Source organism: Paracoccus ravus (assembly GCF_004522175.1).
Classification (GTDB): domain Bacteria; phylum Pseudomonadota; class Alphaproteobacteria; order Rhodobacterales; family Rhodobacteraceae; genus Paracoccus; species Paracoccus ravus.
Map to the genome: position 1 here is coordinate 96,456 of NZ_SDEB01000005.1, position 25,572 is coordinate 122,027.

Sequence of the window (25,572 nt, forward strand, 5' to 3'; positions counted from 1 at the left end):
TATTTGGCCCGCCCCGACGATCGCCGAGGCCTTGGGCGCCGCCGGTCTCTTGCGTCTATAAATAGTGCCGGCCCCATGCCGGCAACATTCGCTAGATCGTGATAAACTGGCGCGACTTGCTCGCCGGCGAAAGTGAAACTCGTTCAAGGTTCAGTGCGTAGGTGGTCGAAAACCTCGACCATGTGATCGCGGTTTGCCACGATCAAATCCTTACCCATGTCATTGAGCGCGAGCAAAATGGCGAAGGGCAGCTGCACCAACTCAAGGTCGGAAAGTTCGCGCTTGCGATCGCGAATGTTGCTTTCGGTTCGCAGCATCCCGGTCGCCGAAATGAATTGTGCCCGATCAAATCTTGCGAGGACCGGGGCGCGATTGCGGGCGAAGGCACATCAACCGAACGACCCTAATCGCTCGAGCGCACCACTCCGACCATACCAAGGAACAGCCATCAACTCGGTTTTGCGGTCAAGCCCCTTTTTTCGCGGATCGCGGTTTTCGCCCCTCGACCTCGGCGGCAGTCAAGGGATCGACCAGCCCGAGCGCGTCGGCGATCCAGGTCGCGCCCTCGATCAACACCGCGAGGCTTAGCCGCCGGCGCGTCCCGTTGCTCGAGAATCGCAAAATCAAGATATCGCCGTCAACGCCCAGACCATCGAGCGCAACCTCCCGCAGGATCGCCCGACGCGTGATCACGACCGGGATCGGATCGCCGGCCCGACAGCCGAGGCGGCTCGCCCCCGGCTAGCCGGCCGCCCCGATTGCCGCCTCGATCCGGCGCAAGTGTCGAACTTGCGCGACCGTGTGCAACTGGCGCCCCTCTTTCGCTCCGCCGGTGACGCTGCAGGGCGCCGCATTGGGATCGGTCGCGCCGCCGGCCTCGACGTCCTCGACCGCCTTTGCATAGGCAAGCGCCGCCTCACGCAGCCGGGGCGAAATAGCCTCGAGGACGCGCGGTAACTCGCGCCGATAGGCGCGGACATGCTCGAGCCGGATCTCGCCGGCCGCGGCGTCGAAATAAGAGATTGCGACGGTCGCATGGACGCGCCGGGCGCGGCCGGTCCCGGCGCCCCCCGATCCGGTTTCTTGCGTTTCGGGACCGCGGCGAGGCCGGGCAGATCATCCCGCCCGCCAGTCATGTCCGACCCCCAAAAACCGGCCCCAGAGCCCCCAAGGGCAAAAGGGCGAAGTTTTTTCCCGTATCTATTACGTATAAAGAACGTTTTTGTGTTTTAGTCTCATGTATTTATATAAATATTGGAAAAAATGCCCTTTAGGCCTCAGAGGCTTGATAAGCTTGGCAAATTTCTCGTTATCCACAAGCAAACCTGCGCCCTTTTGGGGCAAGATTTGCGCCCTTTTCCGCCTTTTCGACCGTTCCCGCTCTCGACTCGTCCGCGGCCCGAAATTGCGACACTCTCCGCCTTTCGCTTCACAGCGGGCGCAGCCCGGCAAGTTTTTGCCCTTTCGCCTCTTGTTTCGCGCTCGAGGGGCGCAATCAGGCGGTTTTGCCCTTGCATGAAAACGCGGGGCGAGGCGCGGATTGGCGCGGCGAAACCTGCGGCCAAGGCCGCCGCCGGGGCGCGATCAGTAGAGCGGGCGATCATCGGTTTCCGACTCGGGCGGCGTCACGTTGACCTCTTGCAAACGGTCGCGAACGCCCTCGGTGGCCTTCCATCGGACGCCCCGACAAAACCATCGGCCGCCGTCCGTTTTCAGTTTCCGAAAGCCTTTTTCTTGCATCAGGTTCGCGAAACCTGATTTCTTGTATTTGGTCGCCCCAGGACGCCCGCCCGCTCGCGAATTAGCGCCGCCTCGACCTCGGACGGCGTTCGGCGTTCCGTGACCGGCTGGGATCGCAAGTTGACGCCGCGTGCCTTCATCCTCATCTTGATTTTCGGCGTCCGGTTAAAGGACAGGATCGGGACTGCCCGCGGCTTGTAATAGCATTCCGGTTTCCCGAGCGCCCGCGCCGGCCGCATGTCGCCGCCGGTCATTGCCTTGATTTTCTTTGCGCTCAATTCATCGGGTGCGGCAGGTTCGCTTGTGATCATCACGCGGCCGCCGGGAATATCGACCTCCTCAGGCGTTGCTTGCCCGGCCCCGGTTTGCGGCGTCACGATAAACATTTCGATTTTTGCACGCGGCCGTGTATCCGTCGCGCTCGCCCATCACGCCGGCAATCGCGGCCGTCACGGTCGATTTCCCGTTGCCGCCAGCGCCCCGGAACAACAGCGCTACTTGCGGGTCATTGCGACCGAATAGCAGCATCCCCATAGCGCGATGAAAGCAAGACCGGACCTCGACCGAGGGCAAGACCAGCTCGAGGAACGAAAGCCATTCGGTACAGGCCGCCGCGGGATCATAGGCGACGCCCGCGCAGCGCGTCGGCAGTGCGGCGCGATCATGCCGGCGCAACCATCGCCGGCGGATCGCGACCGCCTCGGCGTCATCGGTCAACCTCTCGAAACTGGCGTCGCGGGCGGCTCGCAGATCAAGGACGCTGTTCGGGCAGACAAAGCCGAAAGGATCGGCGTCGAGGTTGTCCATATCCTCGACTTGCATTGGCCCGGCCAGATGCAAGGCGGCGCGGATTTTCGAGTCATTCCCGCACTTGACCGAATGTTCTATCAGGCGTGCGAAATTGTCCGCGCGGATCGCGCCCTCGAGTCGCCGAAAGCCGGCCGAGGCTTGCCGATTTCATCCTAGATCCGGCGGCCGGCGAGGTCAGGATCGACCGGGACCGTCCACCACGCCGGCGCCTCGCGCCTCGACCACGCCACGCAAGCGCGAGGCAAGGCCGGGCGCGGCAAGGTCGCCTGTTTTGAAAGCATAGCGGGCGCCGTCCCACCCCCCCACCCCTTGCCTTGCCCGATAGCCATATCGGGACCGAACGCTCCCGCGATCCGCTCGGCGTTGCCCATGTCATCCTCTTGATAGTCGAGGCGCCTTTTCCGGCAGGACGACGTCGAGCGACCGGGGCGCGGGTTTTGTTGCGGCGCTCACATTTGCCCCAATGCCGCAAGGTCAGCATAATCGAGGCCGGCGGCCCAATCGTCGGGCGGCACGATCAGGCGAACCCGGTCGGCGGTTTTGAAAAGATTTGCGAGCGTCCGTTGACCGTGCCGAGCGGCCGAGGCCGGGCACCGGGATGACCCCTCTCCCAAGATCAGAAGCCGGCAACGGCGCCCGGCCGGCATCCAACCAGGTAAATCCGACACGCCGGGATCGAGGACGGCAGCGGCTCGCCATTCGTGCCGCGCCGCGGTCCTCGGCCGGCGGGATCGGCCGGCCCGGCAAGGGCGCCGAGCGAAAGCGCTGCCGTCCAATGCCGCCACCCCTTGCGCCGCATTGCCACGAGGACCGCGAGCGTCGGCTCGATGCCCTCCCCGACGACGACGCAATCGGATAGCGCGGCGAAGCGGATCGGACGGCCGTAAAGTCGGCCGGTTTTGACTAGCCATGCTTTCGGAATTTTCGACCCGTCCGGTTACCGGGCGCGGCCGTTCGACGCAATCCATGTCCGGTGAACGTCGCGGAAATCGCCGGCCGAGCCCGTTGCCTCGCAACGAAAGCAGCGGAACCAACCGCCGACGCCATTCGGTTCGACCAGATGGAAAGATGACGTCGCCTCGCGGTGAAAGGGACAGGGCGCCCAATAGCCGCCGCGGCCGGGGCGAGACTTTAGCGCATCCCATGACACGCCGGCCGCCACCGGGAGATCGCGAAAGGAAACCTCGGCTTTGACCTTGCCGATAGCGTTGTCATAGGACCCCCGCCGAGGCGGCGCAGGACAGGAAGGCGAGCCGGCGGCCGCGATCACGAGGCGGCCGGGTTGTAGCACGCGGCCGGACACGAACCGGGGCGCCGGCAGATCGGGAAAGGGCACGTGTTCGGAAAAGAGGATCGCCGCGTCGGCCGCGGTCGCGATCCAGTCAATTTCCGTGATCGCCAACACCCCGTCACGCGGCATGTCGAACCGCTCTTAGATGACGGGCCAGACCCACGCCTCGATCCGCTGATAATCGGGCAACAAGGCTTTCAACGGGGACACCTGATATACGGGCGGCGGATAACCGCCTCTCAATAGGCATTGACCGAATGCCCGGCGACCTTATCGCGGCCCTCGCCATGTCCGGTGAATCGGACAAGACGAGAAAAGCGCGGTCGCAATGTCGGAAAGGTTGGCGTCCTCGGCGCGAGGTGCAGAGAGGTCAAAAATATCCCCAGGCGGTCGCGATGATGTTGCGGCCAGGGCGAGGCTCTATCATGTCGAAAATCAGTCTTTGAAAAGCGGCCCCGGGGCAGGATCGGCCGGGGCGGGGCAATGCCACAGATAGACGCCGCGCAACTCGGCCGGCGTCTCGGACGCGAGGTCGGGAAACCCGACCACGAACGCCGGCCATGGCTCGGCACGGCAGGGCACGCAAAGCCGCGGCTTGTGCAATCTCGGCGGGCATTCGGTCATCCCGCCGGACCTTTGCCGAGGGCGCGAACGGCCGTCACGGTCAAGCCCGGATCGCGGTCGTCGTCATCCCGAGGCGCCGACCGGCGACGGCAAGCGGCAGGTCGCAGAGGACAACCGCGGCAAAAACCGCGGCGACGCGCCGCGAGGACCGCGCCGCGATCCGCTTGACTAGAAGGCGCCCGAGCGCCGCGTCGCCCGCCCCGATCCCGTTCGCTGCGAGTGCCGAGTCGACTTGACCCGGCCACAGCGCCGGCCTGCCGGCAGGGCGCAAGATCGCCTCGAGCAGGGCGGCGAGGTCGCCAGGATCGACGGGACGAGGCCGGCCGAGGGCGCGAGCGTCGCGCATCGCCTCGAGCGCGTCGCGGGCCCCGCCGCGTGATCGCGTAACGGATCGCGACGCGGCCGCCGGGGCGCCGTGTAATCCAGTCCCGCGTGACGAAGGCACGGACGGCATATGCGGGACGCGATAGCTTTCGCGGATCGCACCCCCGGCCGATTTTCGGGCAATGATCCCACCGGACCGCGGGGCGCGATTCCGAGGACGCCGCAAGGCTCGCACTAGCGCCGCAGTGTTGACGCGGCGTGCCGCTCGAGGTCGAGCGACAGATCGAGGCCAGAACTAAAGCCGGCCCCAGTCACAACGCCCCAGTCCGGTCAATCCCGCGAGTGAGGTCATCGAATGCGAGGCCCGTTTCGGTCAGTTTCGAGGCGAGGCGCCGGTCGTCGCTGCGGATCGCAATGCGGGCGCGGGAAAAACAGGATGGAGCCGAGGCGGAGCGCCCCGGAACGGGCGACCGCTGAACGGGCGCCGGTGGCGCGACCCGGCTGGTTATAGGGATTTGCGGGCGCATAGACGCACCCGCCGATAGCGTGAGTTTTTCCCATTGACTCTCGGCCTCAACGTCGGGCGAAGCGGCGCGAGGCCATGGCGCCGGGCGACGCTCTCGAGTAACGCCAAGATCTCCGGCTCGGGAGCGGCTTGACGAACGCGGATCAGGACCGGGCGTAAGAATGCCTTTTCCCAAGCGGGCGAGGCGACCGCAGCTTTCGCAGGCCGGCGGCCCTACCTCGGCCAGCCGGTCGAGCATTACCAAGGCGGCAAGACCCGATTGAATGACGGCGAAAGCCGCGTCCAGCCAAAGATCGGCGCCGACGTCGAGCCACAATGCGTCAATTTGCCCGAGGTCGGACGGCGAGCCGAGAACAGGAACTCAGCGCCGTTCATGCACCCGCTCCCTTTCCTCAAAGAATTTCTTCGCAAATCGTGCAATGGGCGCCCGTCGGCAAAAAGACCGATTGTGACGAGGCGAGGTCGAAACCCGCGGCCGCGTCATCAAAAGCAATTACACAAACCACATGGGCGGAGAATGCCGTGGGAGAGACCGCCGAACAAGCCAACTCAGCTCACGATAATTGGGTCTAGCGATCTCCTGCGCTATGCGAACGAGAAACTGCGAACCCGAGCAGCATGGTCTTTACCCACCGCAGCCCATGTAACCGCCGCTCTTTCTCCTTGTGCAGCGATAAATTCAGGCACGAGGGGGACATCGCGGGGCCCTCGCCAAGTATGAACGCGCCGCCTCGACCCTCGCTCGGCATCACGCCAGAGGCCGCAGGATCGTCGTCAAGGCCGCTTGATCGCCTCGGCCGGGGTTAAGCCCGCCCGGGCCATAAAGGCCGCCCATAGCGCGCACAGGACGCCCAAAAACGGACAGTTACACCCTCTCCGAAATCAACTCCGCCTGCGGCCCTTACAAGCCCGCGCCGCTCGCATCGTCCTTGGCAATGTCTTTGTGATCGGGGCGGAAGCGCGGCACTTCCTTTTTGAAATCCCGGCAACGGTAGCCTTTGTCGGCCGGTAGCGTTTCGCGTAGAAGCGCCAACCGACTGGAACACAAGGGGCGCCCCTTTCGTTATAGCGCGATCAGGGCAAGCGCCTTTCGCCGGAGCTCGAGCGAGCCACCCCGGCCATAGTCGGGTCGTTCGTATTTATGCCCCATCAACTCGGCCCGAATGCGGTCATCGACCCCGGCCTCGGTCAAGCGATCCTCGAACGAATGCCGCAGTGAATAGGCGGAATGCTCGGGCGTCTCGCGCAAGCCATTCTCGGAGAGGAACTTGTTAACAACCGCCGACCATGTATCCGCCCTGTCGCGATAGCGGGCGATCCCGCCCCGCGCGACAATCCGCCGCGCCGCCTCGAGCGAGACGCCGAGCAAAGGGATTTGCCGTGGCGAGGTTTGGGTTTTCAGGACGCGGCCGGCTTGCTTAGAAATGTCGATATGCGGCACGTTAGCGCCGAGCGCGAAACCCTCGGCCGTAAGCCCGACGATTTCGGACGGCCGGGCGCCCGTGTTGACCATGATAAGCAAGACGTCGCGGGCTTCGTCGTTCATTCGCGCGAGGGCGCCGGGCCTAAGAAGCTTGTCGCGGATGAACTGGACTGAGAACGGGACGCCCTTCGTTTTCGTCTTGACGCCCTTAAATCGCAATTTCGCGAACGGGTTTGGCAACTCGAGCGCGTGATATTCTGCCCAAGTCCGAAAGAGGTCGGAAATCGTGCCAATGTCTTTATTTGCGGAGTTAGGACCGACCTCGCCCGCCTTGATCCTCGCGGCCCATGCCTCGCGATATGCTTGCGCGTTCGCCCGCGAAATTTCCTTCATCGGCAGGTCGCCGCAAACTTTGACAAAGTTTGCGACTGCCCGGTCGCGGGTTGTCCGCCAGCGCGAAACTTGGGCCTCGGATTTGCCGGAAAGCCGCTCGACGGCCGCAAACTGGATCATTTCGGCAAGGGCCCCGGACAACGTGACTGCCGGCGCCTCTACTGCGCCAAGGATCGCGCCAGCCTCGACCAGCGACGCAAAGGACCCGTCTTTGCGCAAAAGCGCCTCGATCCGCGTCAAGACGTCCTCGACAGGCCCGGAAGAAATATCGACCGCTAACCGGAAGGTGAAGCCGCGGGCGGCTGCGAGGCGTTTCGCGCTTTCAAAGGCCGCTGCCGCGTCGCCCCCGCGGCCAGCTGCGAGCGCTTCCCAAAAAGCCACAAATTCGGCCTCGACCGCGGGCGCCTTTTCGCGCGCCTCACGCTCAGAATCCGTGAAAAGCGCCCGCGATACGCGCGAGCGCGAATCGACATGCGCGAACCGCTTCGGAACCTTTTTGACGAAATACCAATAGCCCCGATCCAGATACAAACCCACGCTAGCACCCGAAAGTTACGCCCTTAAGTTACGGGAAAAGTTACGGGATCGCAGCGGAAAAAATTTGAAAAAACACAAGAAACCCTGCATTTGCTGGCGTTTTTGCAACTTTTTATCGGAGATCTGGTGGAGCCGAGGTGCACCACCCTTGCGATTAGACAAGTCGCAATCAATCGCATCTTTAATTGTATATCAGACAATTAGGCAATCAGCGCGTAACTTCCCGTTGCGTCCAGTATCACCCATCCATTACGGCTTTCGATGGGTAGGACGTGAGTGCAAAATGCCGAAACTGGTTCCCGAACTCTCCCCCATCGAGGTCAAGCGCCTCTCGCATCCTGGCGCTGGCCGAAACAACGCCATGTTCGCGGTTGGCGGTGTCAGTGGCCTTTACCTGCAAATTTCTCCTAGTGGGGCGCGTAGCTGGATATTGCGCACGACCATAGGCAGCAAGCGCCGCGATTTGGGTTTGGGCAGCTACCCTGATGTTGGCCTTGCCCAAGCCCGTGAACGCGCCCGTGAGGCCAAGGATCAGGTCTGGCGGGGCATCGACCCAATCGAGGAACGGAAGGCTGCTAGGGCGGCTCTGGCGGCCTCCCAGAAGCGCGGCCTAACCTTCGCAGAAGCCTTCAACCGCTACACCGCCGCGAAACTGACGGAATTGGCGACAGACAAGGATCGTGTGCGCTGGCGGTCATCCATCGAGCGGTACGCCCTGCCCCATATCGGAGAGATGCTTGTGGACGATCTGGCTGTGCAAGACGTGCTGCGCGTTTTGGAACCTGTTTGGCACAACAGGACCGAGACGGCTTCGCGCGTTCGGGGACGGATCGAAGCGATTTTGTCCTGGGCTACTGTTGCAGGCCACAGAACGGGCGATAACCCGGCCCGCTGGCGCGGCAATCTTGACCAAATTCTGCCGAAACCCGGTCGCATCATGGACAAGGACAATCACGGCGCTATCGCACTGGATGAGGCAAGGGCATGGTTTTCAGACCTGCAAAAGCGCGACGGTATCGCCGCCCGAGCCCTGGAGTTCCTAACGCTATGCGCAAGCCGATCCGGCGAAGTGCGGGGCGCGACCTGGGACGAGATCGACGCGAAGGCGAAGATTTGGACGATCAGTGCGGAGCGGATGAAAGCAGAGCGGGAACACCGCGTTCCTCTGACTAAACAGGCGATGACGCTCATCGAAGCTGCACCGAAATTGGCCGACAGCCCTTACATCTTCGCGGCACCGCGAGGCGGTCAACTGTCAGACATGGCCTTATCCGCCGTCATGCGCCGAATGCAGGAGCATGAGGAGAAAGCCGGTCGTAAAGGCTGGCTCGATGCACGCTCGGCCCGTCCAGCTGTTCCCCATGGGCTGCGCAGCACTTTCCGAGATTGGGCGGCAGAGAGGACGGACTACCCGCGAGACATGGCGGAGATTGCGCTTGCACATACAGTCGGTAGTGACGTCGAGCGGGCTTATCGTCGTGGCGATCAGATGGAAAAGCGCAGGGCGATGATGGCCGATTGGGCGATGTTCCTGGGGGCGGCGTGATGCGGAGCGGATTTGTTGAACCCGTCCATCTCACGGCAAGCCAACGCGATGGCATCGGCACGGAACTTGGCCGCCGTCGCAAAGCAGTTTTCCACGATCCTGAACGTCAAAGCGCGTTCCTGCGGAGAGTGGAGAGCGCGCTTACGTATCTTCAAAACGTGACATCGGAAACTGAGTCAATCGATGCGGCCAGGGATAGGATTGCTCTGCTTCATCGGCGTCTATCAGATACCCTAGTCGTCATTGCGAAGCTGAATGCTAGCGAGCGCTCGTCGCTAAAGCCTAATGGCCGGGATGTACTTAGCTCCGTAGTATCGAACATTGAGGCACTCTTGCCCGGAGTGGAGGGCTTGCGACTAGCCTATGGCACACGCCCTTACACCAAGCCTGATGGCCGCACTCGCTTCATGGTCGAACAATTGGCCACAGCCTGGCGGAACTGCTTCGAAGAGATTCCGAGCAACAAAGCCGACGGCGCATTCTTTCAGGTGCTCAACGTGGTCCTGATAGAAACCGGCTTTGAGGAAATCGGGCGGGACGCGCTGCGCAGTCTTCTGAAACAGTAGGGCTAATCGAAAGAAAATCCGGCTTTGCCCGTCTGATTGGTGATGCGGGGTGAAAGCATCTTGGTCGTATCCGCAACAAGGGGATGCACCATGTATCTTTCCGATAAGCAAATTGCCGAACGCTACGGCGTCACCCGCCCGACCGTTTGGCGCTGGTTGAAATCCGACCCGACCTTCCCGAAGCCCATTTCCCTTTCGCCCGGCTGCACCCGCTGGAAGCTCGATGAAATCGAGTCGTGGGAAGCTGCACGTCGCGCGGCCTGAGAGGATCACAGCATGAACTTGAAAATGGAACGCCCCGCCGCCGCTGGCACGGCGAACGGGGCAAATATCGAAGCGGCTGGCTTCTCGCACAAACTCTACCCCGTGCAAGACGATGCCGCAACCGCCACCTTCACGCCGGTCGGCATCGCCGCATTGCGCGTGCTGCACCTCGTCAACCGCCACAGCCTGAACGCCGAGCAAGCCGCGATGATGGCGGGACTGATCTACGGGGAGGGCAGCGCATGACCGCCGACACGTTCCGCATTCCCATGGACGTGGCAGAGCATTGCCTGAAGGCAGCAAAAGCACTGACAGGCCACGCCGCCCGCCTGGACTATCTGCACACACTCTGGGCCGACGAAGACCCCGATCCCAAAAATGGTGCATTCTGGCACGTCCAGATCGCGCATCCCGAAGCGGCCAAATTGCGCGACAACCTGGATCAGATAGCGACCTTCATGAAATGGCTGGCCGAATTCTCGGAAACCGACGAGGAGGCGAGCGAGTGAACGCCCGTGAGATCGTCACCGCCCTGCGTGGTCGCCCCGGTCGCAATGGCGGGCTGTGCTTCTGCCCTTCGCATACCAACACCCGCACCCCGGCTTTGTCAGTGACGGATGGCCGCGACGGTCGCCTTCTGGTGCATTGCCATGCCGGCTGCCGCTTCGAGGACATCATGGATGCGCTGCGCGGTCTGGGGCTGGTCGAGGGCAAGGGCAGCTACACAGCGCCGTCGCCTGCTGAACTGGCCGCGATCCGCGAAGCCGAGCGGCAGGAAGCCCAGAAGCGCGCGGATCAGGCGTTGCGCTGCTGGAATGAAGCGGAGTCGATTAGCGGCACGCCCGCCGAACTTTACCTGCGCGAGTGCCGGGGCATCACTGCCCCCCTGCCGCCCACGCTGCGCTTCCATTCGGCAGCCTGGCACGGGCCGACCGCACAGCGCCTGCTCGCAATGGTGGCGCTGGTCGAGGGATTGGGTTTGCCCGCCGTGCATCGCACCTACCTGACCCCGCACGGCACGGCAAAGGCCGATGTCCAACCCGCCAAGATGATGTTGGGCGGGACCGCTGGCGGGCATGTCGAGGTCGCTAAGGCAGATGGGCCGCTGGTCGTTTGCGAAGGTATCGAAACCGGGTTGGCCCTTGCATCTGGTCTGTTGGCGCGTCCCGCGACGATCTGGGCCGCACTGTCCACCTCAGGCATGTCCGGCCTGATCCTGCCCGATGCACCTGGTCGCCTTACGGTCGCCACGGACGGCGACGAGGCGGGCACCAACGCGGGCAAGGCGCTCGCCATGAAAGCCAAGGCGAAAGGGTGGCAGGTGTCGCTGCTGCCCGCGCCGAACGGCCAAGATTGGGCCGATGTTCTCAAATCGAAAAGGGGCGCGGCATGAACGCCATGACCGACAAATTGCACCCCGCCGAAGTGTCCTTCGACGTGTCGCAACCCGAAGCGCGACTGGCCGAAATCGTGAAAATGTCAGCGCTCGATTATGAGAAGGCGCGCGAGAAGCTGGCCGAGGAACTGGGGGTGCGCGTGTCATATCTCGACAGGGCAATCGCAAGGATGCGGCCAAAAGCCGAAGATGAGGCGGATGATCCATTCGAGGACGTGGAACCCGCTGCCGATCCGGTGGACGGCGCGGCGCTGCTGACCGAGCTACAGGCGACAATCCTGCGGTTCTGCATCCTGCCGGAACACAGCGCGCCGCTGATGGCCGCTTGGGTGCTGCACGCTTGGGCGCATGACGGCTTCGATATCTCCCCGGTACTGGGTATCGTCAGCCCGGAAAAGCGATGCGGAAAGACCACGGCGCTTTCGGTCGTCTCGGCTCTGACGCCTCGCGCCATGCATGCGGTCAACATCTCGGCTTCGGTGCTGTTCCGGGTGATCGAGAAGTTCAAACCAACCGTGATGGTCGATGAGGCCGACACGTTCCTCGATGCCGACAAGAACGGCGATCTGCGCGGAATGCTGAACGGCGGACACAATCGGCTTTCCGCCTATGTCTGGCGCAGTCATGGCGACGACCATGAGCCTCGTCGGTTCAAGGTCTGGGCACCGAAGGTCGTGGCGAAGATCGGCAACCTGCCCGACACGCTGGAAGATCGGTCGTTGGTGGTCAGGCTGCGACGCAAGCGCGACGGTGAGAAGGTGGAGCGGTTCCGCGCCGACCGGATCAACGACTTCTTGCACCTGCGACAGAAAGCAGCGCGATGGGCCAAAGACAACGCCCTGACCTTGGCGAACGCTGATCCTCTGGTTCCCGAAGCCCTGCACGACCGTGCTCAGGACAACGCCCGTTGCATCTGCGCCATAGCCGATGTTGTCGGTGGTCACTGGCCGGTGACGATCCGCACCGCGTTGGTCGGGATGCATCAGGAGGTCGAGGCAGACGAACCACAATCTGCGGGCGTTCTGTTGCTGCGCGATCTGGCCGACATCTTTGAGGCGAAGCGGGCCGAGCGGATCGGGAGCACGGATCTCTTGAACGCCCTCTGCGCCTTGGAGGAAAGCCCGTGGTCCGAATGGCGCGGTGGTCGCCCCATCTCGACGCGCGGCATCGCGAAGCTGTTGAAGCCCTACGGCATCACTCCAGCGCAGGACCGGATCGGCAGCTTTTACCGCCCCACCGACTTTGCAGATGCTTTCAATAGGTATCTCTCAAAGGGGGCTGAAAATACCGCCACAAGCACCACAAGTGCCACACATGCGGCAACTGCCACTGAAAAACATAATAAAATCAATGCTAATGGCACTTGTGGAGCTTATGGCACTTATTCCGATGGTGGTGGAAGCAAGTCCCACAGTGGTGCTTGGGAACGCGAGATCTGATGACCGCTGCGGCTATCCTTCATGACCTGATCGGAGCCGGTGTCGAGTTCGAGACGGACGGGGAACGCATCCGCTGGCGCAACGCTGGCGGGCGCGTCACGAGCGATGTGGTCGAGGTGCTGCGGACCCACAAAGCCGAGGCCATCGACTATCTGATGGGCACCCCGGCTATATCGCACGGGCACGATAAACCGCCCCTGTCGCCCCGCATCGCCGCTGCCGTGCGTGCCGCCTTCGAGGACTACGCCGCGACCGACGATCCCTTCGACGCGAGGGCATGGGCATGACGGGGCATGTAAAGTCCAGGAGCGCCAAAGCAGGGAACCGCCGATGATAGTTCGCTTGTTTGTAAACACAGTTTTTCGCTTCTCACGCGCGCGCGAGGGACGAGCATTGCAATGGAGCACCTCAGCGAGTATTATAATACCGTCGATGTCGTACGCTTCGCGCTATGAGATCGGCCCGTCGGGAACTGTATGCTTCGCGCTGCAAAAGCCCTTCGACCGGAACTGAGGCCGGAAACCGCACGCCGAGCGCTGCGCGAGAGAACCCATCCTTACACCCGTGCCCTCAAAGGGCCGTTAATGGAGACCGCGCAATGACGCACTTCAAACCCAATACTGGAATCCTATCTGTCTACGCCTCCGCCGCATCGCCGAACGAGATTCTTGGTGACTTGACCGACGCATTTGCGGAGTTCAAGGCAAGGCAGAATGCCGAGATTGCCAGCATCCGTGGCGACCTCGACGCTATCAGCGCCAGAAATGTTGCCGCCGAAATGAACGGCAGTGGCGGCATGGCGGCGCGCCCCGGAAACATCCGCGACGAGCGAACCGCTCTGGCTGAGTTCGGGCGGTTCGGGCAGGTGAACGCGGCGCTGTCGATCGGTGGCGCTGGCGGCAACGATCTGACGGCAGGCGGGGCCGCTGTGTTCCCAGCTGTGTCCGAGCGGATCATGGTTCGCCAATTTTCCCAATCCGCAATCGCGAGATTGGCCCGCCTCGTCACCCTCACCGCAGGCGACCGTTTCGAGGAACCGCAAGACCTCGGCGAACCCGCAGCCACGTGGGTTGGTGAGAGCGATGCGCGTCCTGCCACCACTACGGCGACTTTCTCGCTGCTGTCTGTCACCTGCGACGAGCTTTACACGCTCCAGCCGATCACCCAAAGGCTGCTGGATGATAGCCAGTATGACCTTGGGCAGTGGCTCGAAGATCGCATTGCAGACAAACTGGCTCGCGCCGCTGGGTCTGCTTTCATGATCGGTGACGGCGACAAGAAGCCGTCGGGGATTGTCACCTATCCGCGTTCGTCGGAAGCCGATTCCGCGCGCGACTGGGGAACCATCCAGGCGCAATATACCGGCGCATCAGGAGCCTTCGGTACGGGCGGGGCCGACATCCTTGTGGATGCGGTATACAGCTTGCAAGGGCATTACCGGCAGAACGCCCGTTGGGTGATGAACAGCAAGACGCTGGCCGTTGTCCGCCGCATGAAAGACAGCGACGGTCGCTTCCTGTGGGCCGATTCGTTGGCTGCGGGCCAACCTGCAACGCTGCTTGGTTACCCCGTCGAAACCGACGAGAGCGCACCCGACATCGGCGCGAACGCTGCAGCCATTTGGTTCGGTGATTGGCAGCAAGCTTATGTGGTGGTTAGGAAGCCGGGGCTTCGCCTGCTTCGCGATCCGTACTCCAGCAAGCCGAATGTTCTGTTCTACGCCTACAGCCGCGTGGGCGGTGCCCTGCAAAACAGCGAGGCGATCAAGGCCATCGTGTTCGGCGTCGATCCCGACGCGTAACGAGAAAGGGTTGGGCGCACCCGGCTTGCCGAAGCGCCCGCGATAACTGGATGAGTGCGCTGCCCAGCCAGGCAAAAAACCTCCAGAAGGCACGGTGGTACTCCCCACGCGGTGCGGATCGTTACGCCTGAGGCTTTGGGTTGGGAACGATCATCGAGGGCGCACCTGTCGGAGCCGGGTGCGCCCATTCCTATTGGGCGGGGCCGTCATAAGTTCGAGACGTGCGTTGCCGGGAACCGCCGATGAGACTCGCCTATCAAAAACCGCGACAATTTTTGGTGGGGGTACCAAGAAGTCTGTAGCCTTTTGGCTCTGGCAACCCGCGTCGTACCCACGCGGAGATTTTTTCTCTCGTTTGAATTTCGACAGGTGCGGACCCTGAGAAATCCCAACGTTTGTGAACGTTTTTTAATTCGCACGAAATCAAAAGTGCGCGCGAGTTCGCACCTGCGTACGACTGCGGACCATCCTAGGAAACCTTTATGGAGGATTACCCCAATGACCGCACGCGATGACCTTTTGGCAATACCGGACGAGCATGCTTGGAGCCACACTCAGTACTTGTATCCCGCCCTTGCGAGGCGGCTTGGCCTAAGTGAGCGCTCACCATCAGCCGAGCGACAGTCATACTGGTGGCCTTGGTCAGGCAAAACGACCGCCTTAGCAGCCCTAGCGGGGCCACATAGGGGAGCCACCCCTAACCTGCCGGTTTGAGCGGTCAAGCTGTTTGCAGTTTCTCACTTTCCGTGCGGGAGTCGCGTCTTGCTTCGCAGAAAAAGCGACGCCGAATTGGCCCGGCGACGCTGAGTATAATTACTTGCACTCAAGCAAGCTGAGCAAGTTGTTTGGCTGGTCGCCATCGGCAGTAGTGCGAAGGTACTTTCTGCCCAAGGCGCTTTTAGCCACTACGACGTCCACCTTGTCGCCAGCCGGGCGCTCCACGTAGAAGGACCATTTCCCACTTTCGATTCCGGCGATGGCGTCGTCGATGGGGAGCTTCCATCCGGTGCCATCTCCATTTGCTCCGCCGATGTGGCTGATGCGTTCCCAAGCGCTGGTCCGGTTAGTCTTGTTGATGCATCTGATGCGATGTCTGTCTGCCATGATAAGGCACTCCATATGAGCGCCAGGCCGATCTTGACTGTCAGCGAACGATCCGTAGACTCGCACTGTGTCCCGACATTCCGCATCGGCCCGGCTATTGGGTCGCGGAGAACCGGAACTTTGCGCCGCCTCGGGTACCAACCTTGGCGGCGCGTCCGCTTCCGGACGTCGCCTAAATTCTTGAATCGATTCCGTGATGAGTCAAGATGAAACACCTCCAAGATATTGGAGGTGGCGCAATATATGCGTAGTACTTCTAAAGACACCCCAAGGTCTCGTAGGAAATGCCGATTCGTCAACGACGTGTTAGCACGCAAGCCGAAACTCGCCGGAAGTCATTCTCTTGCTCGTTCGATGAAAATTCGGATCATCTCGGGTCGCGTCGGCTGCGGCTCGATCTTCGCGCGCTCAGAGTCGAGCCAATCGAGTAGATCAGGTTGCAGGCGGACAAGAACGCCCGTCCCCAAACCAGTCGCCGGGCGACCGCGCTTATTTTTCGATATCGTTTTATCTTGCTTGCTCATGTTTATTACGATATCGTAAATTCAGGCCGAGCAAAAGCACCACCTTTCACCCGGCCCTAACCGAAACCCGTTCCTATGGGAGAACGCGAATGGCTATGCATTGCCATAACGGACCCGGCTTGCCTGTCGCAAGCCTTCACGAAATCCACGACTGCTTGACGCTTGCCCTGGACGCATCCGAGCGTCCGAAGGGCTACACGACCGCCGAGCGTGAGGCGCGCAGCTACATGCGCACAGCCCTGCGCCGCGTCGGCAAGCTGATGGAGGGTGTGGTATGAGCACCGTGTCAGTATCTGCCCTTCCCGAGGGCGTAGCTGAACGCCTTGCCACCTTTGCCGAATGGACGGGCACACAGCTTTTCCCTGCCGAGAAGGTGCTATTCGATCAAGGCGGAGAGGACGGCCACACATTCAGCGACGAGTTCTTGGCCTATGTCCAGCGCGTGGGGATGTCGCTTGATTGGGTTTATCTCGGGGATGCGATGCCGCTGGTCATGCGGGCTTACAACGCAGCACAGGAGGGCCGGGAATGACTGACCTCACTCCACAACCCCGCAGCAGACTCCTGGAAATTGTCGACCTGATGGACGCGGAGGAGCAGAGAGTATTCAGTCACACACTCTACCTCATGAACGTAGCGAAATCCAAAAGCTGGCGCAGACGCCGCCTCAATGAATATCTGCGCTGGTTTCACGAGAAAAACGGCACCGCGGAGGTCAGGGCATGATTACCACCGGCCACCTAGAAGACGTGAGCTATCAGCTAAGCAAGGCCAGCAATCTCTATGCGGCGCTACGGTTGGCAGTGGATGCGCTTGGCGTGGATGACCCTGTGCAAGTGCGTGACGCAATCATCGGCGTGACGGAAGTTCTCGGCATTCAGTTGGAGAATTCGCACGCAGCACTTGAGAAGCTGTTCAAGATCGCTCCCTTTGCCGACAAGTCCGAGGCTGCATAATGCAGATCGCCAGCGATCAGCGCGATTGCTAGGTATGATTCTGTCGCATCCCGTCGCCTTCAATCATTTTTAAGATGATGGGTAGAGTGATGGGGTGCGAATCCTGAAATCGAAAATAACGAGGAAAAACAATGCGTTGTCGTGATAATTGGTGGAGCCGAGGGGAATCGAACCCCTGGCCTCATCATTGCGAACGATGCGCTCTACCAACTGAGCTACGGCCCCACTGGCGGGCTAATTGGCTTGCCGGGAAGGGAATGTCAAGATCTTCCGGTCGACGAAGTTTCGCAGACCGGTCGAACGACCTGCTCGGTTATGGGACAGAGCCGTGCATCGCGGCGCTCCCGCGATGCACGATTTCGATGGGCGCGCTTATTCAGCGGCTTCGGCATAGTCCTCGACCGGCGGGCAGGTGCAGACGAGGTTGCGGTCGCCATAAGCGTTGTCGACGCGACCGACCGGAGGCCAGTATTTATCGACGCGGAACGCACCCGGCGGGAAGCAGCCCTGTTCGCGCGAATATTCGCGGTCCCAATCGGCGACCAGATCCTCGACCGTGTGCGGCGCGTGACGCAGGGGGGAGGCCTCGGCGCTGATACGCCCCTCGGCCACGTCGGTGATCTCGGCCCGGATCGCGAGGAAGGCGGTGATCAGACGGTCGATCTCGGCCTTGGTTTCCGACTCGGTGGGCTCGACCATCAGCGTGCCCGCGACCGGCCAGCTCATGGTCGGCGCGTGGAAGCCGTTGTCGACGAGACGCTTGGCGATGTCATCCACGGTCACGCCATGCGCTTGGAACGGCCGGGTGTCGAGGATGCATTCATGCGCCACGCGGCCACGATTGCCCATGAACAGGACCGGATAGGCACCTGCCAGACGGCTCGCGATATAGTTCGCGTTCAGGATCGCGACGCGGGTCGCCTGCGTCAGCCCTTCGCCGCCCATCATCAGGCAATAGGCCCAGCTGATCAGCAGGATCGAGGCCGAACCCCAAGGCGCTGCCGAAACCGCGCCGGTATCGCCCGTGCGCGGGTCTGAGGGCAGGAAGGGCGCGAGATGCGATTTCACGCCGATCGGGCCCATGCCCGGACCGCCGCCGCCATGCGGAATGGCGAAGGTCTTGTGCAGGTTCAGGTGGCTGACATCGCCGCCGATCTCGCCCGGTTTCACCAGACCGACCAGCGCGTTCATATTCGCGCCGTCGATATAGACCTGACCGCCATATTCATGCGTGATGTCGCAGACTTGGCGCACGGTATCCTCGAAAACGCCATGCGTGGACGGATAGGTGATCATCACCGCCGCCAGCTTGTCGCCCGCCTTGGCCGCCTTGTCGGCGAAGTCCTCAAGATCGATATCGCCGTTCGGGGCCGATTTCACCACCACGACCTTCATGCCGCACATCTGCGCGGTGGCCGGGTTAGTGCCATGCGCCGAAACCGGGATCAGGCAGATGTCACGATCCTCGCCGCGCGACTTGTGATACCCCGCGATGGTCAGAAGGCCCGCATATTCGCCCTGCGCACCCGAGTTCGGCTGCAGCGAGAAGGCATCATAGCCGGTGATCTCGCACAGTTTCTCGGTCAGGTCGTCGAAGACTTCGTGATAACCCGCCGCCTGATCTTCCGGGGCGAAGGGGTGCAGCGCACCGAATTCGGGCCAAGTGATCGGCATCATCTCGGCAGCGGCGTTCAACTTCATCGTGCAAGACCCCAGCGGAATCATTGCGCGATCCAGCGCCAGATCGCGGTCCGAGAGGCGGCGCATATAGCGCATCATCTCGGATTCGGCGCGGTTCATGTGGAAGACCGGGTGCGTCAGGTAGTCGCTGTCGCGGATCAGGGCTTCCGGGATCGCAGGTGAGGTCGCGGCCTCGGCCGGCGCGGCCAGACCAAACGCATCCAGCACCCGCGCGATGACGCTGGCATCCGTGGTTTCATCGACGGCGATACCCACGCGGTCATTGCCGACCTTGCGCAGGTTGATGCCGCGATGACGGGCGGCGGCCATGATGCCCTGCTGGCCGACGCCGACGCGCACGGTGATCGTGTCGAAGAAGGCTTCCGGCTCGACCTCGGCCCCTGCAGCGCGTAGGGCGTTGGCCAAAGTCACCGCGTTCAGGTGGACGCGCTGCGCAATCGCGCGCAGCCCGACCGGACCGTGGAAGACGGCATAGAAGCTGGCCATGACCGCCAGAAGCGCCTGCGCGGTGCAGACGTTCGAGGTGGCTTTCTCGCGGCGGATATGCTGCTCGCGGGTCTGCAGGGACAGGCGGTAAGCTTTGTTGCCCTTGGCGTCGATAGACACCCCGACAATCCGGCCCGGCATCGAACGCTTCAACTCATCGCGGCACGCCATGAAGCCCGCATGCGGACCACCGTAACCCATCGGCACGCCGAAACGCTGGGCCGAACCCACGGCAATATCGGCACCCATCGCGCCCGGCTCTTTCAGCACGCACAGCGCCAGCAGGTCGGTCGCGACAATGGCGATGGCGCCCGTGGCGTGCAGCGCCGCGCATTCCTCGGTCAGGTCGCGGACATGGCCGAACGTGCCGGGATATTGGAAGATCGCCCCGAAGACACTCGCGGGATCGCATTCCGTGCCACGGATGATCTCGATACCCAGCGGCTCGGCGCGTGTCTCGATGACCGAAATGGTCTGCGGATGCAGGTCTTCACTGACGAAGAAGGCCTTGGATTTCGATTTGGCGCTGCGCTGCGCCATTGCCATCGCCTCCGCGGCGGCAGTGGCTTCGTCCAGCAGCGAGGCATTGGCGACCGGCAGACCAGTCAGGTCCGACACCATCGTCTGATAATTCAAGAGCGCCTCAAGACGGCCTTGCGCGATCTCGGGCTGGTAGGGCGTATAGGCCGTGTACCAAGCTGGGTTTTCCAGAATATTGCGCTGGATCGCCGGAGGGGTGACGGTGCCATAATAGCCCTGCCCGATCAGGCTGGTCATCACGCGGTTACGCGAGGCGACCTCGCGCATCCGGCCCAGCAGCCCGGCCTCGGACAAAGCCGGCCAATCCAGCGGCTTTTTCTGACGAATATTCGCAGGCACGGTCTGCTCGATCAGGGTCTCGAGCGTATCCGCGCCGACGACCTTCAGCATGGCCTCCATTTCGACCGGAGATGGGCCGATATGGCGGCGGTTCGCGAAATCGTCGGGATTATAGGTGGTCGGGGTCCAGGTGGCCATCTGCGCCTTCCAGTCATGACACGCGAAACCGGGGGAGACGGCTTCTTTCGTGTGAAAATATCCTCGGGGGAGCCCGAGGGGGCAGACAGCCCCCTCGGCCTTCGCCGGGCCGCAAGGCCCGGCAGACCGGCTTAACCGATCATCTCGTTATAAGCGGCTTCGTCCATGAAACCGTCCAACTCGACCGAGGCCGGCTTGATACGGAAAAACCAAGTGCCGAGCGCATCCTCATTCACCGCGCCGGGCGTGTCGGGCAGCGCCTCGTTCACTGCGGTGATGGTGCCCGCGACCGGGGCCACGATGTCCGAGGCGGCCTTGACCGACTCGATCACGACAATCTCTTCGCCCGCTTCGACTTCGCGGCCGACTTCCGGCAATTCGATGAAGACGACATCGCCAAGTTGCTCGGTCGCATAGGCGGTGATGCCGACGATGATCTCGTCGCCATCCTGTTTCAGCCACTCGTGGTCTTCGGTGTATTTCAGCATGCCTAGGCCTCTCAGCGCTTGTAGCTCGGTTTGTGGAAAGGGATCGCGGTCAGGGTGACGGGCATGCGCTTGCCGCGCAGCTCTGCGAAAACGGTGTCGCCCTCGGCCAGTTCCGCGGGCAGGATCGCCATGGCGACGGGCCCGCCGACCGAGGGGCCGAAGCCGCCCGAGCAGACCTTGCCAATGGTTTCGCCGCCTTCGGCAGCCGCAAAAATCTCGACGCCCTCGCGGATCGGGGCGCGGCCTTCGGGGCGCAGCCCGCGACGGGTCTTGGTGGCACCCGCAGCGAGTTCCGCAAGGATCGTGTCGGCACCGGGGAAGCCGCCCTCGCGTACGCCGCCCAGACGGCGGGCCTTGGGGATCGACCAGCCAAGCGCCGCAGCACCGGGGCTGGTCTCGGTGTCCATGTCATGGCCGTAAAGCGGCATGCCGGCCTCTAGCCGCAGGCTGTCGCGGGCACCAAGGCCGATCGGGGCCACGTCCTCATCGGCCAGCAGCGCCTCGGCGAGGGCCATGGCCTGCGCTTCGGGGACCGAGATCTCGAACCCGTCTTCGCCGGTATAGCCCGAGCGGCTGATCCAGAGCACCGCGCCCTGCCAGTCGAACTCAGCCACGTCCATGAATTTCATCGCGGCGACGCCGGGGATCAGGCGGGCCAGAACGGCCTCGGCCTCGGGGCCCTGCAGCGCCAGCAGCGCGCGGCCCTCGACCGGTTCGACCGAAATTCCCTTGGCCTCAAGCTGGCGCAGATGGGCGATGTCCTGATCGACGCAAGCGGCGTTGACGACGAGGAATAGGTGGTCGCCCTTGTTGGCGATCATCAGATCGTCAAGGATGCCGCCGGTGGCGTTGGTGAACAGGCCGTAGCGCTGACGGCCCTCGGCCAGACCAGCAATATCGGCGGGAACCAGCATTTCCAGCGAAAGGGCCGCATCCGGCCCGCGCAGGATCACCTGACCCATATGGCTGACATCGAACAGCCCGGCCTTGGTGCGGGTGTGCAGATGCTCTCCCAGCACGCCCATCGGATATTGGACCGGCATCTCCCAGCCGGCAAAGGGGACCATCTTTCCTCCACGCGAGAGGTGGAGATCGTAAAGCTTCGTGCGGCGCAACTCGGCCATGGGCATCCCTCATCTTGCGGACAGACCAATCCTGTCCGTTTCGATGCCCCCTCTGTCTTTACCCCGCGGGGGGCGCCTGAGATCGTTATCCCTTCGGCGGACGGACAAGCCGCCACTCTCCAGAGTCTTCACAGGAAAACGGTTCGCTTTGCCTGAGAGTTTACCGGGGCGGTTGCTCCTTCGGCCCTGACTTTCGCCAGTGTCTCCCGATTTCCAGCTTTCGCACTAGCCGGGCGGCAGGATTCTGGCAAGAGCCAACCTGCCGCCCGTCATCGGTTTAGATCGTCACATTCAGCGCGCCGCCGTCAAGCAGGATGTTCTGCCCGACCATGAAGCGCGCCTGCTGGCTGCACATGAAGGCGCAGGTCGCGCCGAAATCCTGAGCCGTGCCATAGCTATGGGTCGGGATGGTCTGTTCGCGCCTGTGGCGGGCTTCCTCGACCGAGATGCCCTCGGCCTTGGCCACACCCGCATCCAGACTGTCGGCGCGATCGGTGGCATGGATGCCCGGCAACAGGTTGTTGATGACCACGCCCGAGGGCGCGACCTGGCGCGACATGCCGGCGACGAAACCGGTCAGGCCCGCCCGCGCGGTATTCGACAGCCCCAGCACCGAGATCGGCGAGCGCACCGATTGCGAGGTGATGTTGACGACGCGGCCCCAGCCACGTTCCATCATCCCCGGAACCAAGGCCTGCATCAGCGCGACGGCGGTCAGCATATTGGCGTCGATGGCCTTGATAAAATCGTCGCGGCTCCAATCGGTCCACATGCCGGGCGGCGGGCCACCGGCATTGTTGACCAGAATATCGGCCTGCCCGCCAAGCGCTTCCAGGACGGCGGCGCGTCCCTCATCGGTGGTGATATCGGCGGCGACGGGCGTGACCTTTACCCCATATTTCGCGGCGATCTCCTCGGCGGTGCGGTTCAGCGCCTCGGCCCCCCGCGCGTTGATGACCAGATCCACCCCGGCCTCGGCCAGCGCCTCGGCGCAGCCCCGGCCCAAGCCTTTCGATGCGGCGCAGACCAGCCCGCGCTTGCCCCTGATCCCCAGATCCATGCGAATTCCCCCTATGGTCGTTTCGCGGCCAAGGAAACGCGGGGCGCGCGCTTTGTCCAGTTCAGAAACAAAGGATTTCGGCCTCGGCCTCGGCCCGGCGATAGGTCGCGACCATGTCATTGACCTGCTGGCCCTGCCTAAACATCGCCGTCCGCTCGCCCGCGACCTGCCGCATGCGCAGCACGGTCTCGGCCTGAACGTAATCGTCATAGGGCAGGATGGTCGCGATCTGGTCGATCGCGCAGGAGCATTTTTCAAGCATGTCGCGGGTCTGGCCATTGGTCGCCATGCAGACGAAAACGTAATCCGCCCGCGCATTGGTCGGATAGTCATTGACCGCCTGCGCCCCGGCCGATCCGGCCCAAAGCGCGAGGGCGAGCGCCGCCCCTGCCCGACGCATCATTGCAGCACCATTTCGCTGACATAGGCGGGCTTGTCCCCGGCCAGAGGTCCGGTTCGTGCGGCCATGCGACGGATCGGGGCCTTGGGATCGGCAATGGTGAAATGCAGTTCCAGCGTCTCGAAGCCGAACATGCGCTCTTTGTTCTTGTCATCGGCAAAAGGCCTGAACACGGCCACGGCCGTGCCGTTCTCGTGCCGGACCTCGCCCCCCCGGAACAGCGCGTCCTTGAGCCGGTTGCGGATGTAGAAGGGACTGCCGCCGGTCAGCGCGGCCATGTCGCGCGTGGTCGTCTCGAGAAAGAAGGTCACCGTCGGATCGCCGCCCGAGACCGGGAAAGGCCCGATCTTGCGCTTGATGCGGGCGGTGTCCTCGGCCAGTTGCAGAACCGGCTTTCCATCCGAGGCATCGACCACCTGATCGAGCGTGACCGTGCCTTCGCCCAGAGGCTTGAAGCCTTCGACCTCGGGTCCGGTCTGCTCCAGGGTCCAGATCAATGCCCCGCCGGACAGATCCCATGGCCCCCGCTCGGCAAAGACAAGATCCCCTGCTTCTCCGGCATGGGCGGCAGAGGTTGCGACAAGGCCAATGACAGCCAGATAGCGCAGATATTTCATGGTTTCGACTTTCCTTCCCTCATGCCGAGCCTGCCCCCGCGGCGCGAACCGCGAAAGGCCGGGTGTCCGGCCCTGATGCTTTGGTCTTAGGCCAGCATGTGCTGCAGCATGGCTTCCAGATCCTCGGAACGGACCGGTTTTTCCATCGCGGGAACGCCCAAAGCCAGGCTGGCCCGGCCAATTTCGGGGTCTTGCCGGGCCGAGACGATCAGCGCGGGCACCGCCTGCCCCACAGCCGCGCGCAGCTCGCGGATGGCCTGCAACCCGTTCTGTCCATTGTCGAGATTGTAATCCGCGATGATCACGTCGGGCGGCTCCTCTCCCATCTGGGCGAGAGCCTCGGCAATGCCGCCTGCCGTCCGCGCGACCATGCCCATGCGGTCTTGCAGGATCACCTCATAGGCGCGGCGCATGGCCATGTCATTTTCCACGACCAGCGCGACCCGTCCCCGCAGCGAAGGTCCCGCCTTGGTCGGAGCGACCCCAAGTCTCGGGGCACCTGGCGTCACCACGGGCAAGCTGACCCGAAAGACCGTGCCGCGTCCCGGCTCGCTATCCATTGCGATCGGGTGCCCAAGCTTGGAACAGGCGCGGCGCACGATGGAGAGGCCCAGCCCCATGCCGGGCGCGCCGCCCTCGCGGCCGATCCGGTGGAACTCGTCAAAGATCCGCGCCCTGTCGGTGGCCGCAATGCCGATCCCGGTATCGAGAATTTCCAGCCAGACCCGCCCGCCACGCCGGCGCACGCCGACCAGCACGCCGCCCTGATCGGTATATTTCAACGCATTCGAGACCAGGTTCTGCGCGATGCGCCGCAGGAAGGTGGGATCGCTTTCGACAACGGCCGAGGTGGGGGCAAATCGCAGATCCAGCCCCTTGGCCTGGGCCATGGGCGCATATTCGACGGCAAGGCGGCTGAAGAGGTCGCCAAGCGGGACCGGCTTTTTCTGAAACTCGATCCGCTGGCTGTCGAGCCGCGAGATGTCGAGAACCGCATGCATCAGTTCTTCGACGGATTCGAACGCACCGCCAAGGCGCTGCGCCAATTCGGATTGCAACTCGTCCAGCGCGCTGTCCTGAAGCGCCGCAAGAAAAAGCCGGGCCGCCGATAGCGGTTGCAACAGGTCATGGCTTGCCGCGCGCAGGAAACGCGTCTTCGAGCGGTTCGCCTCTTCGGCCAAAGCCCGCGCCACGGCAAGCTCGCGGTTGCGCTCGGACAGGTCGGCCATGGCCCGTTCCAGATCACGGGTGCGGGCCTGCACTTCCTGTTCGAGCGCCATGGCGGCCTGAAACATCGACCAGGCCGAGCCGCGGCTTTCCTCGAGCCGCTCGATCCGCGCCACCAGCACATCCGAGATGCGGGTCAGCTTTTCAATGCTGCGTTCGGGGCTGTCCTCCTGGCGCAGGAACATGGG

General features: G+C 62.8%; 28 protein-coding genes, 1 tRNA gene, 1 pseudogene and 1 riboswitch. Of the genes and pseudogenes, 13 read left to right on the top strand and 17 right to left on the bottom strand.

Features of this window, described 5'->3' with window-relative positions; all coding sequences use genetic code 11:
- Positions 1 to 143: 143 nt before the first annotated feature.
- The 8 genes and pseudogenes from ESZ60_RS20705 to ESZ60_RS21830 all read right to left on the bottom strand — a co-directional run.
- A complete protein-coding gene (locus ESZ60_RS20705) occupies positions 144 to 317 on the bottom strand; it encodes a hypothetical protein (protein WP_167620074.1) in 174 nt (57 codons plus the stop codon).
- Positions 318 to 465: 148 nt separating this feature from the next.
- Positions 466 to 693: a hypothetical protein gene (locus tag ESZ60_RS05995; protein ID WP_134679517.1), complete on the bottom strand. Its 228-nt coding sequence runs from the start codon at positions 691 to 693 to the stop codon at positions 466 to 468.
- Between the two features lie 1,046 nt (positions 694 to 1,739).
- On the bottom strand, positions 1,740 to 2,126 hold the full coding sequence (locus tag ESZ60_RS06000; RefSeq protein ID WP_134679518.1) for a hypothetical protein: 387 nt from the start codon (positions 2,124 to 2,126) through the stop codon (positions 1,740 to 1,742).
- A complete protein-coding gene (locus tag ESZ60_RS06005) occupies positions 2,080 to 2,655 on the bottom strand; it encodes a hypothetical protein (RefSeq protein ID WP_134679519.1) in 576 nt (191 codons plus the stop codon). The genes ESZ60_RS06000 and ESZ60_RS06005 overlap by 47 nt, the downstream gene beginning before the upstream one ends.
- An 832-nt stretch (positions 2,656 to 3,487) precedes the next feature.
- Complete coding sequence (locus ESZ60_RS06010; protein ID WP_134679520.1) at positions 3,488 to 3,970, bottom strand: CHC2 zinc finger domain-containing protein; 483 nt, start codon at positions 3,968 to 3,970, stop codon at positions 3,488 to 3,490.
- Between the two features lie 306 nt (positions 3,971 to 4,276).
- Positions 4,277 to 4,465, bottom strand: coding sequence for a hypothetical protein (locus tag ESZ60_RS06015; RefSeq protein WP_134679521.1), 189 nt, complete (start codon positions 4,463 to 4,465; stop codon positions 4,277 to 4,279).
- Between the two features lie 1,913 nt (positions 4,466 to 6,378).
- Positions 6,379 to 7,350 carry a tyrosine-type recombinase/integrase gene (locus ESZ60_RS06020; protein WP_167620075.1) on the bottom strand — a complete coding sequence of 324 codons (972 nt, stop codon included), beginning with the start codon at positions 7,348 to 7,350 and terminating at the stop codon, positions 6,379 to 6,381.
- Between the two features lie 153 nt (positions 7,351 to 7,503).
- Positions 7,504 to 7,668, bottom strand: a pseudogene (locus tag ESZ60_RS21830) (DUF6538 domain-containing protein); the annotation flags it as partial.
- Between the two features lie 283 nt (positions 7,669 to 7,951).
- Here ESZ60_RS21830 and ESZ60_RS06025 point away from each other — a divergent pair.
- The 9 genes from ESZ60_RS06025 (at position 7,952) to ESZ60_RS06065 (ending at position 14,680) form a co-directional block, all read left to right on the top strand.
- Positions 7,952 to 9,214: a tyrosine-type recombinase/integrase gene (locus ESZ60_RS06025; RefSeq protein WP_134679523.1), complete on the top strand. Its 1,263-nt coding sequence runs from the start codon at positions 7,952 to 7,954 to the stop codon at positions 9,212 to 9,214.
- On the top strand, positions 9,187 to 9,780 hold the full coding sequence (locus tag ESZ60_RS06030; RefSeq protein WP_134679524.1) for a hypothetical protein: 594 nt from the start codon (positions 9,187 to 9,189) through the stop codon (positions 9,778 to 9,780). Before ESZ60_RS06025 ends, ESZ60_RS06030 begins: the two co-directional genes overlap by 28 nt.
- A 90-nt stretch (positions 9,781 to 9,870) precedes the next feature.
- A complete protein-coding gene (locus tag ESZ60_RS06035) occupies positions 9,871 to 10,044 on the top strand; it encodes a helix-turn-helix transcriptional regulator (RefSeq protein ID WP_134679525.1) in 174 nt (57 codons plus the stop codon).
- Between the two features lie 12 nt (positions 10,045 to 10,056).
- Entirely contained in the window at positions 10,057 to 10,290 is a 234-nt protein-coding gene (locus tag ESZ60_RS06040; protein WP_134679526.1) for a hypothetical protein, read from the top strand.
- Positions 10,287 to 10,553, top strand: a complete 267-nt coding sequence (locus ESZ60_RS06045) for a hypothetical protein (protein ID WP_134679527.1) — start codon at positions 10,287 to 10,289, stop codon at positions 10,551 to 10,553. Before ESZ60_RS06040 ends, ESZ60_RS06045 begins: the two co-directional genes overlap by 4 nt.
- Positions 10,550 to 11,437: a DUF7146 domain-containing protein gene (locus ESZ60_RS06050; RefSeq protein WP_209021248.1), complete on the top strand. Its 888-nt coding sequence runs from the start codon at positions 10,550 to 10,552 to the stop codon at positions 11,435 to 11,437. The genes ESZ60_RS06045 and ESZ60_RS06050 overlap by 4 nt, the downstream gene beginning before the upstream one ends.
- Entirely contained in the window at positions 11,434 to 12,879 is a 1,446-nt protein-coding gene (locus ESZ60_RS06055) for a DUF3631 domain-containing protein (RefSeq protein ID WP_134679529.1), read from the top strand. Before ESZ60_RS06050 ends, ESZ60_RS06055 begins: the two co-directional genes overlap by 4 nt.
- On the top strand, positions 12,879 to 13,166 hold the full coding sequence (locus ESZ60_RS06060; RefSeq protein WP_134679530.1) for a hypothetical protein: 288 nt from the start codon (positions 12,879 to 12,881) through the stop codon (positions 13,164 to 13,166). The genes ESZ60_RS06055 and ESZ60_RS06060 overlap by 1 nt, the downstream gene beginning before the upstream one ends.
- 311 nt (positions 13,167 to 13,477) lie before the next feature.
- Positions 13,478 to 14,680, top strand: a complete 1,203-nt coding sequence (locus tag ESZ60_RS06065; RefSeq protein ID WP_167620076.1) for a phage major capsid protein — start codon at positions 13,478 to 13,480, stop codon at positions 14,678 to 14,680.
- 813 nt (positions 14,681 to 15,493) lie between these two features.
- Here ESZ60_RS06065 and ESZ60_RS06070 read toward each other — a convergent pair.
- A complete protein-coding gene (locus ESZ60_RS06070; RefSeq protein ID WP_134679532.1) occupies positions 15,494 to 15,784 on the bottom strand; it encodes a DUF3892 domain-containing protein in 291 nt (96 codons plus the stop codon).
- 613 nt (positions 15,785 to 16,397) lie between these two features.
- Between ESZ60_RS06070 and ESZ60_RS06080 the strand changes: the two genes are divergently transcribed.
- From ESZ60_RS06080 to ESZ60_RS06095, 4 genes are read left to right on the top strand one after another with little or no spacing between them, the layout of a single operon-like run.
- Entirely contained in the window at positions 16,398 to 16,586 is a 189-nt protein-coding gene (locus ESZ60_RS06080; protein ID WP_134679534.1) for a hypothetical protein, read from the top strand.
- Positions 16,583 to 16,840 (top strand): hypothetical protein, encoded by a 258-nt coding sequence (locus ESZ60_RS06085; protein ID WP_134679535.1) that lies wholly within the window; start codon positions 16,583 to 16,585, stop codon positions 16,838 to 16,840. Before ESZ60_RS06080 ends, ESZ60_RS06085 begins: the two co-directional genes overlap by 4 nt.
- Positions 16,837 to 17,034 (top strand): hypothetical protein, encoded by a 198-nt coding sequence (locus tag ESZ60_RS06090; RefSeq protein WP_134679536.1) that lies wholly within the window; start codon positions 16,837 to 16,839, stop codon positions 17,032 to 17,034. The genes ESZ60_RS06085 and ESZ60_RS06090 overlap by 4 nt, the downstream gene beginning before the upstream one ends.
- Complete coding sequence (locus ESZ60_RS06095) at positions 17,031 to 17,264, top strand: hypothetical protein (RefSeq protein ID WP_134679537.1); 234 nt, start codon at positions 17,031 to 17,033, stop codon at positions 17,262 to 17,264. The genes ESZ60_RS06090 and ESZ60_RS06095 overlap by 4 nt, the downstream gene beginning before the upstream one ends.
- 149 nt (positions 17,265 to 17,413) lie before the next feature.
- Here the strand turns inward: ESZ60_RS06095 and ESZ60_RS06100 are convergent.
- The 8 genes from ESZ60_RS06100 to ESZ60_RS06135 all read right to left on the bottom strand — a co-directional run bounded on the left by ESZ60_RS06100 (position 17,414) and on the right by ESZ60_RS06135 (position 25,569).
- Positions 17,414 to 17,489, bottom strand: a tRNA-Ala gene (locus ESZ60_RS06100).
- Positions 17,490 to 17,636: 147 nt separating this feature from the next.
- Positions 17,637 to 20,468, bottom strand: a complete 2,832-nt coding sequence (gcvP, locus tag ESZ60_RS06105) for an aminomethyl-transferring glycine dehydrogenase (RefSeq protein ID WP_134679538.1) — start codon at positions 20,466 to 20,468, stop codon at positions 17,637 to 17,639.
- A 131-nt stretch (positions 20,469 to 20,599) separates the two neighbouring features.
- Positions 20,600 to 20,956 carry a glycine cleavage system protein GcvH gene (gene gcvH, locus ESZ60_RS06110; RefSeq protein ID WP_134679539.1) on the bottom strand — a complete coding sequence of 119 codons (357 nt, stop codon included), beginning with the start codon at positions 20,954 to 20,956 and terminating at the stop codon, positions 20,600 to 20,602.
- A gap of 11 nt (positions 20,957 to 20,967) precedes the next feature.
- The gene (gene gcvT, locus ESZ60_RS06115; RefSeq protein WP_134679540.1) at positions 20,968 to 22,080 is read right to left on the bottom strand and encodes a glycine cleavage system aminomethyltransferase GcvT; all 1,113 of its coding nucleotides are present in this window, start codon (positions 22,078 to 22,080) and stop codon (positions 20,968 to 20,970) included.
- 129 nt (positions 22,081 to 22,209) lie between these two features.
- Positions 22,210 to 22,299: riboswitch (glycine riboswitch) on the bottom strand.
- A gap of 58 nt (positions 22,300 to 22,357) precedes the next feature.
- A complete protein-coding gene (locus tag ESZ60_RS06120; protein WP_134679541.1) occupies positions 22,358 to 23,140 on the bottom strand; it encodes an SDR family oxidoreductase in 783 nt (260 codons plus the stop codon).
- A 61-nt stretch (positions 23,141 to 23,201) separates the two neighbouring features.
- Positions 23,202 to 23,540, bottom strand: a complete 339-nt coding sequence (locus ESZ60_RS06125; RefSeq protein WP_425331308.1) for a hypothetical protein — start codon at positions 23,538 to 23,540, stop codon at positions 23,202 to 23,204.
- Positions 23,540 to 24,157, bottom strand: a complete 618-nt coding sequence (locus tag ESZ60_RS06130; RefSeq protein ID WP_134679543.1) for a hypothetical protein — start codon at positions 24,155 to 24,157, stop codon at positions 23,540 to 23,542. The genes ESZ60_RS06125 and ESZ60_RS06130 overlap by 1 nt, the downstream gene beginning before the upstream one ends.
- 86 nt (positions 24,158 to 24,243) lie before the next feature.
- A complete protein-coding gene (locus ESZ60_RS06135) occupies positions 24,244 to 25,569 on the bottom strand; it encodes an ATP-binding response regulator (RefSeq protein WP_134679544.1) in 1,326 nt (441 codons plus the stop codon).
- Positions 25,570 to 25,572 lie beyond the last annotated feature (3 nt).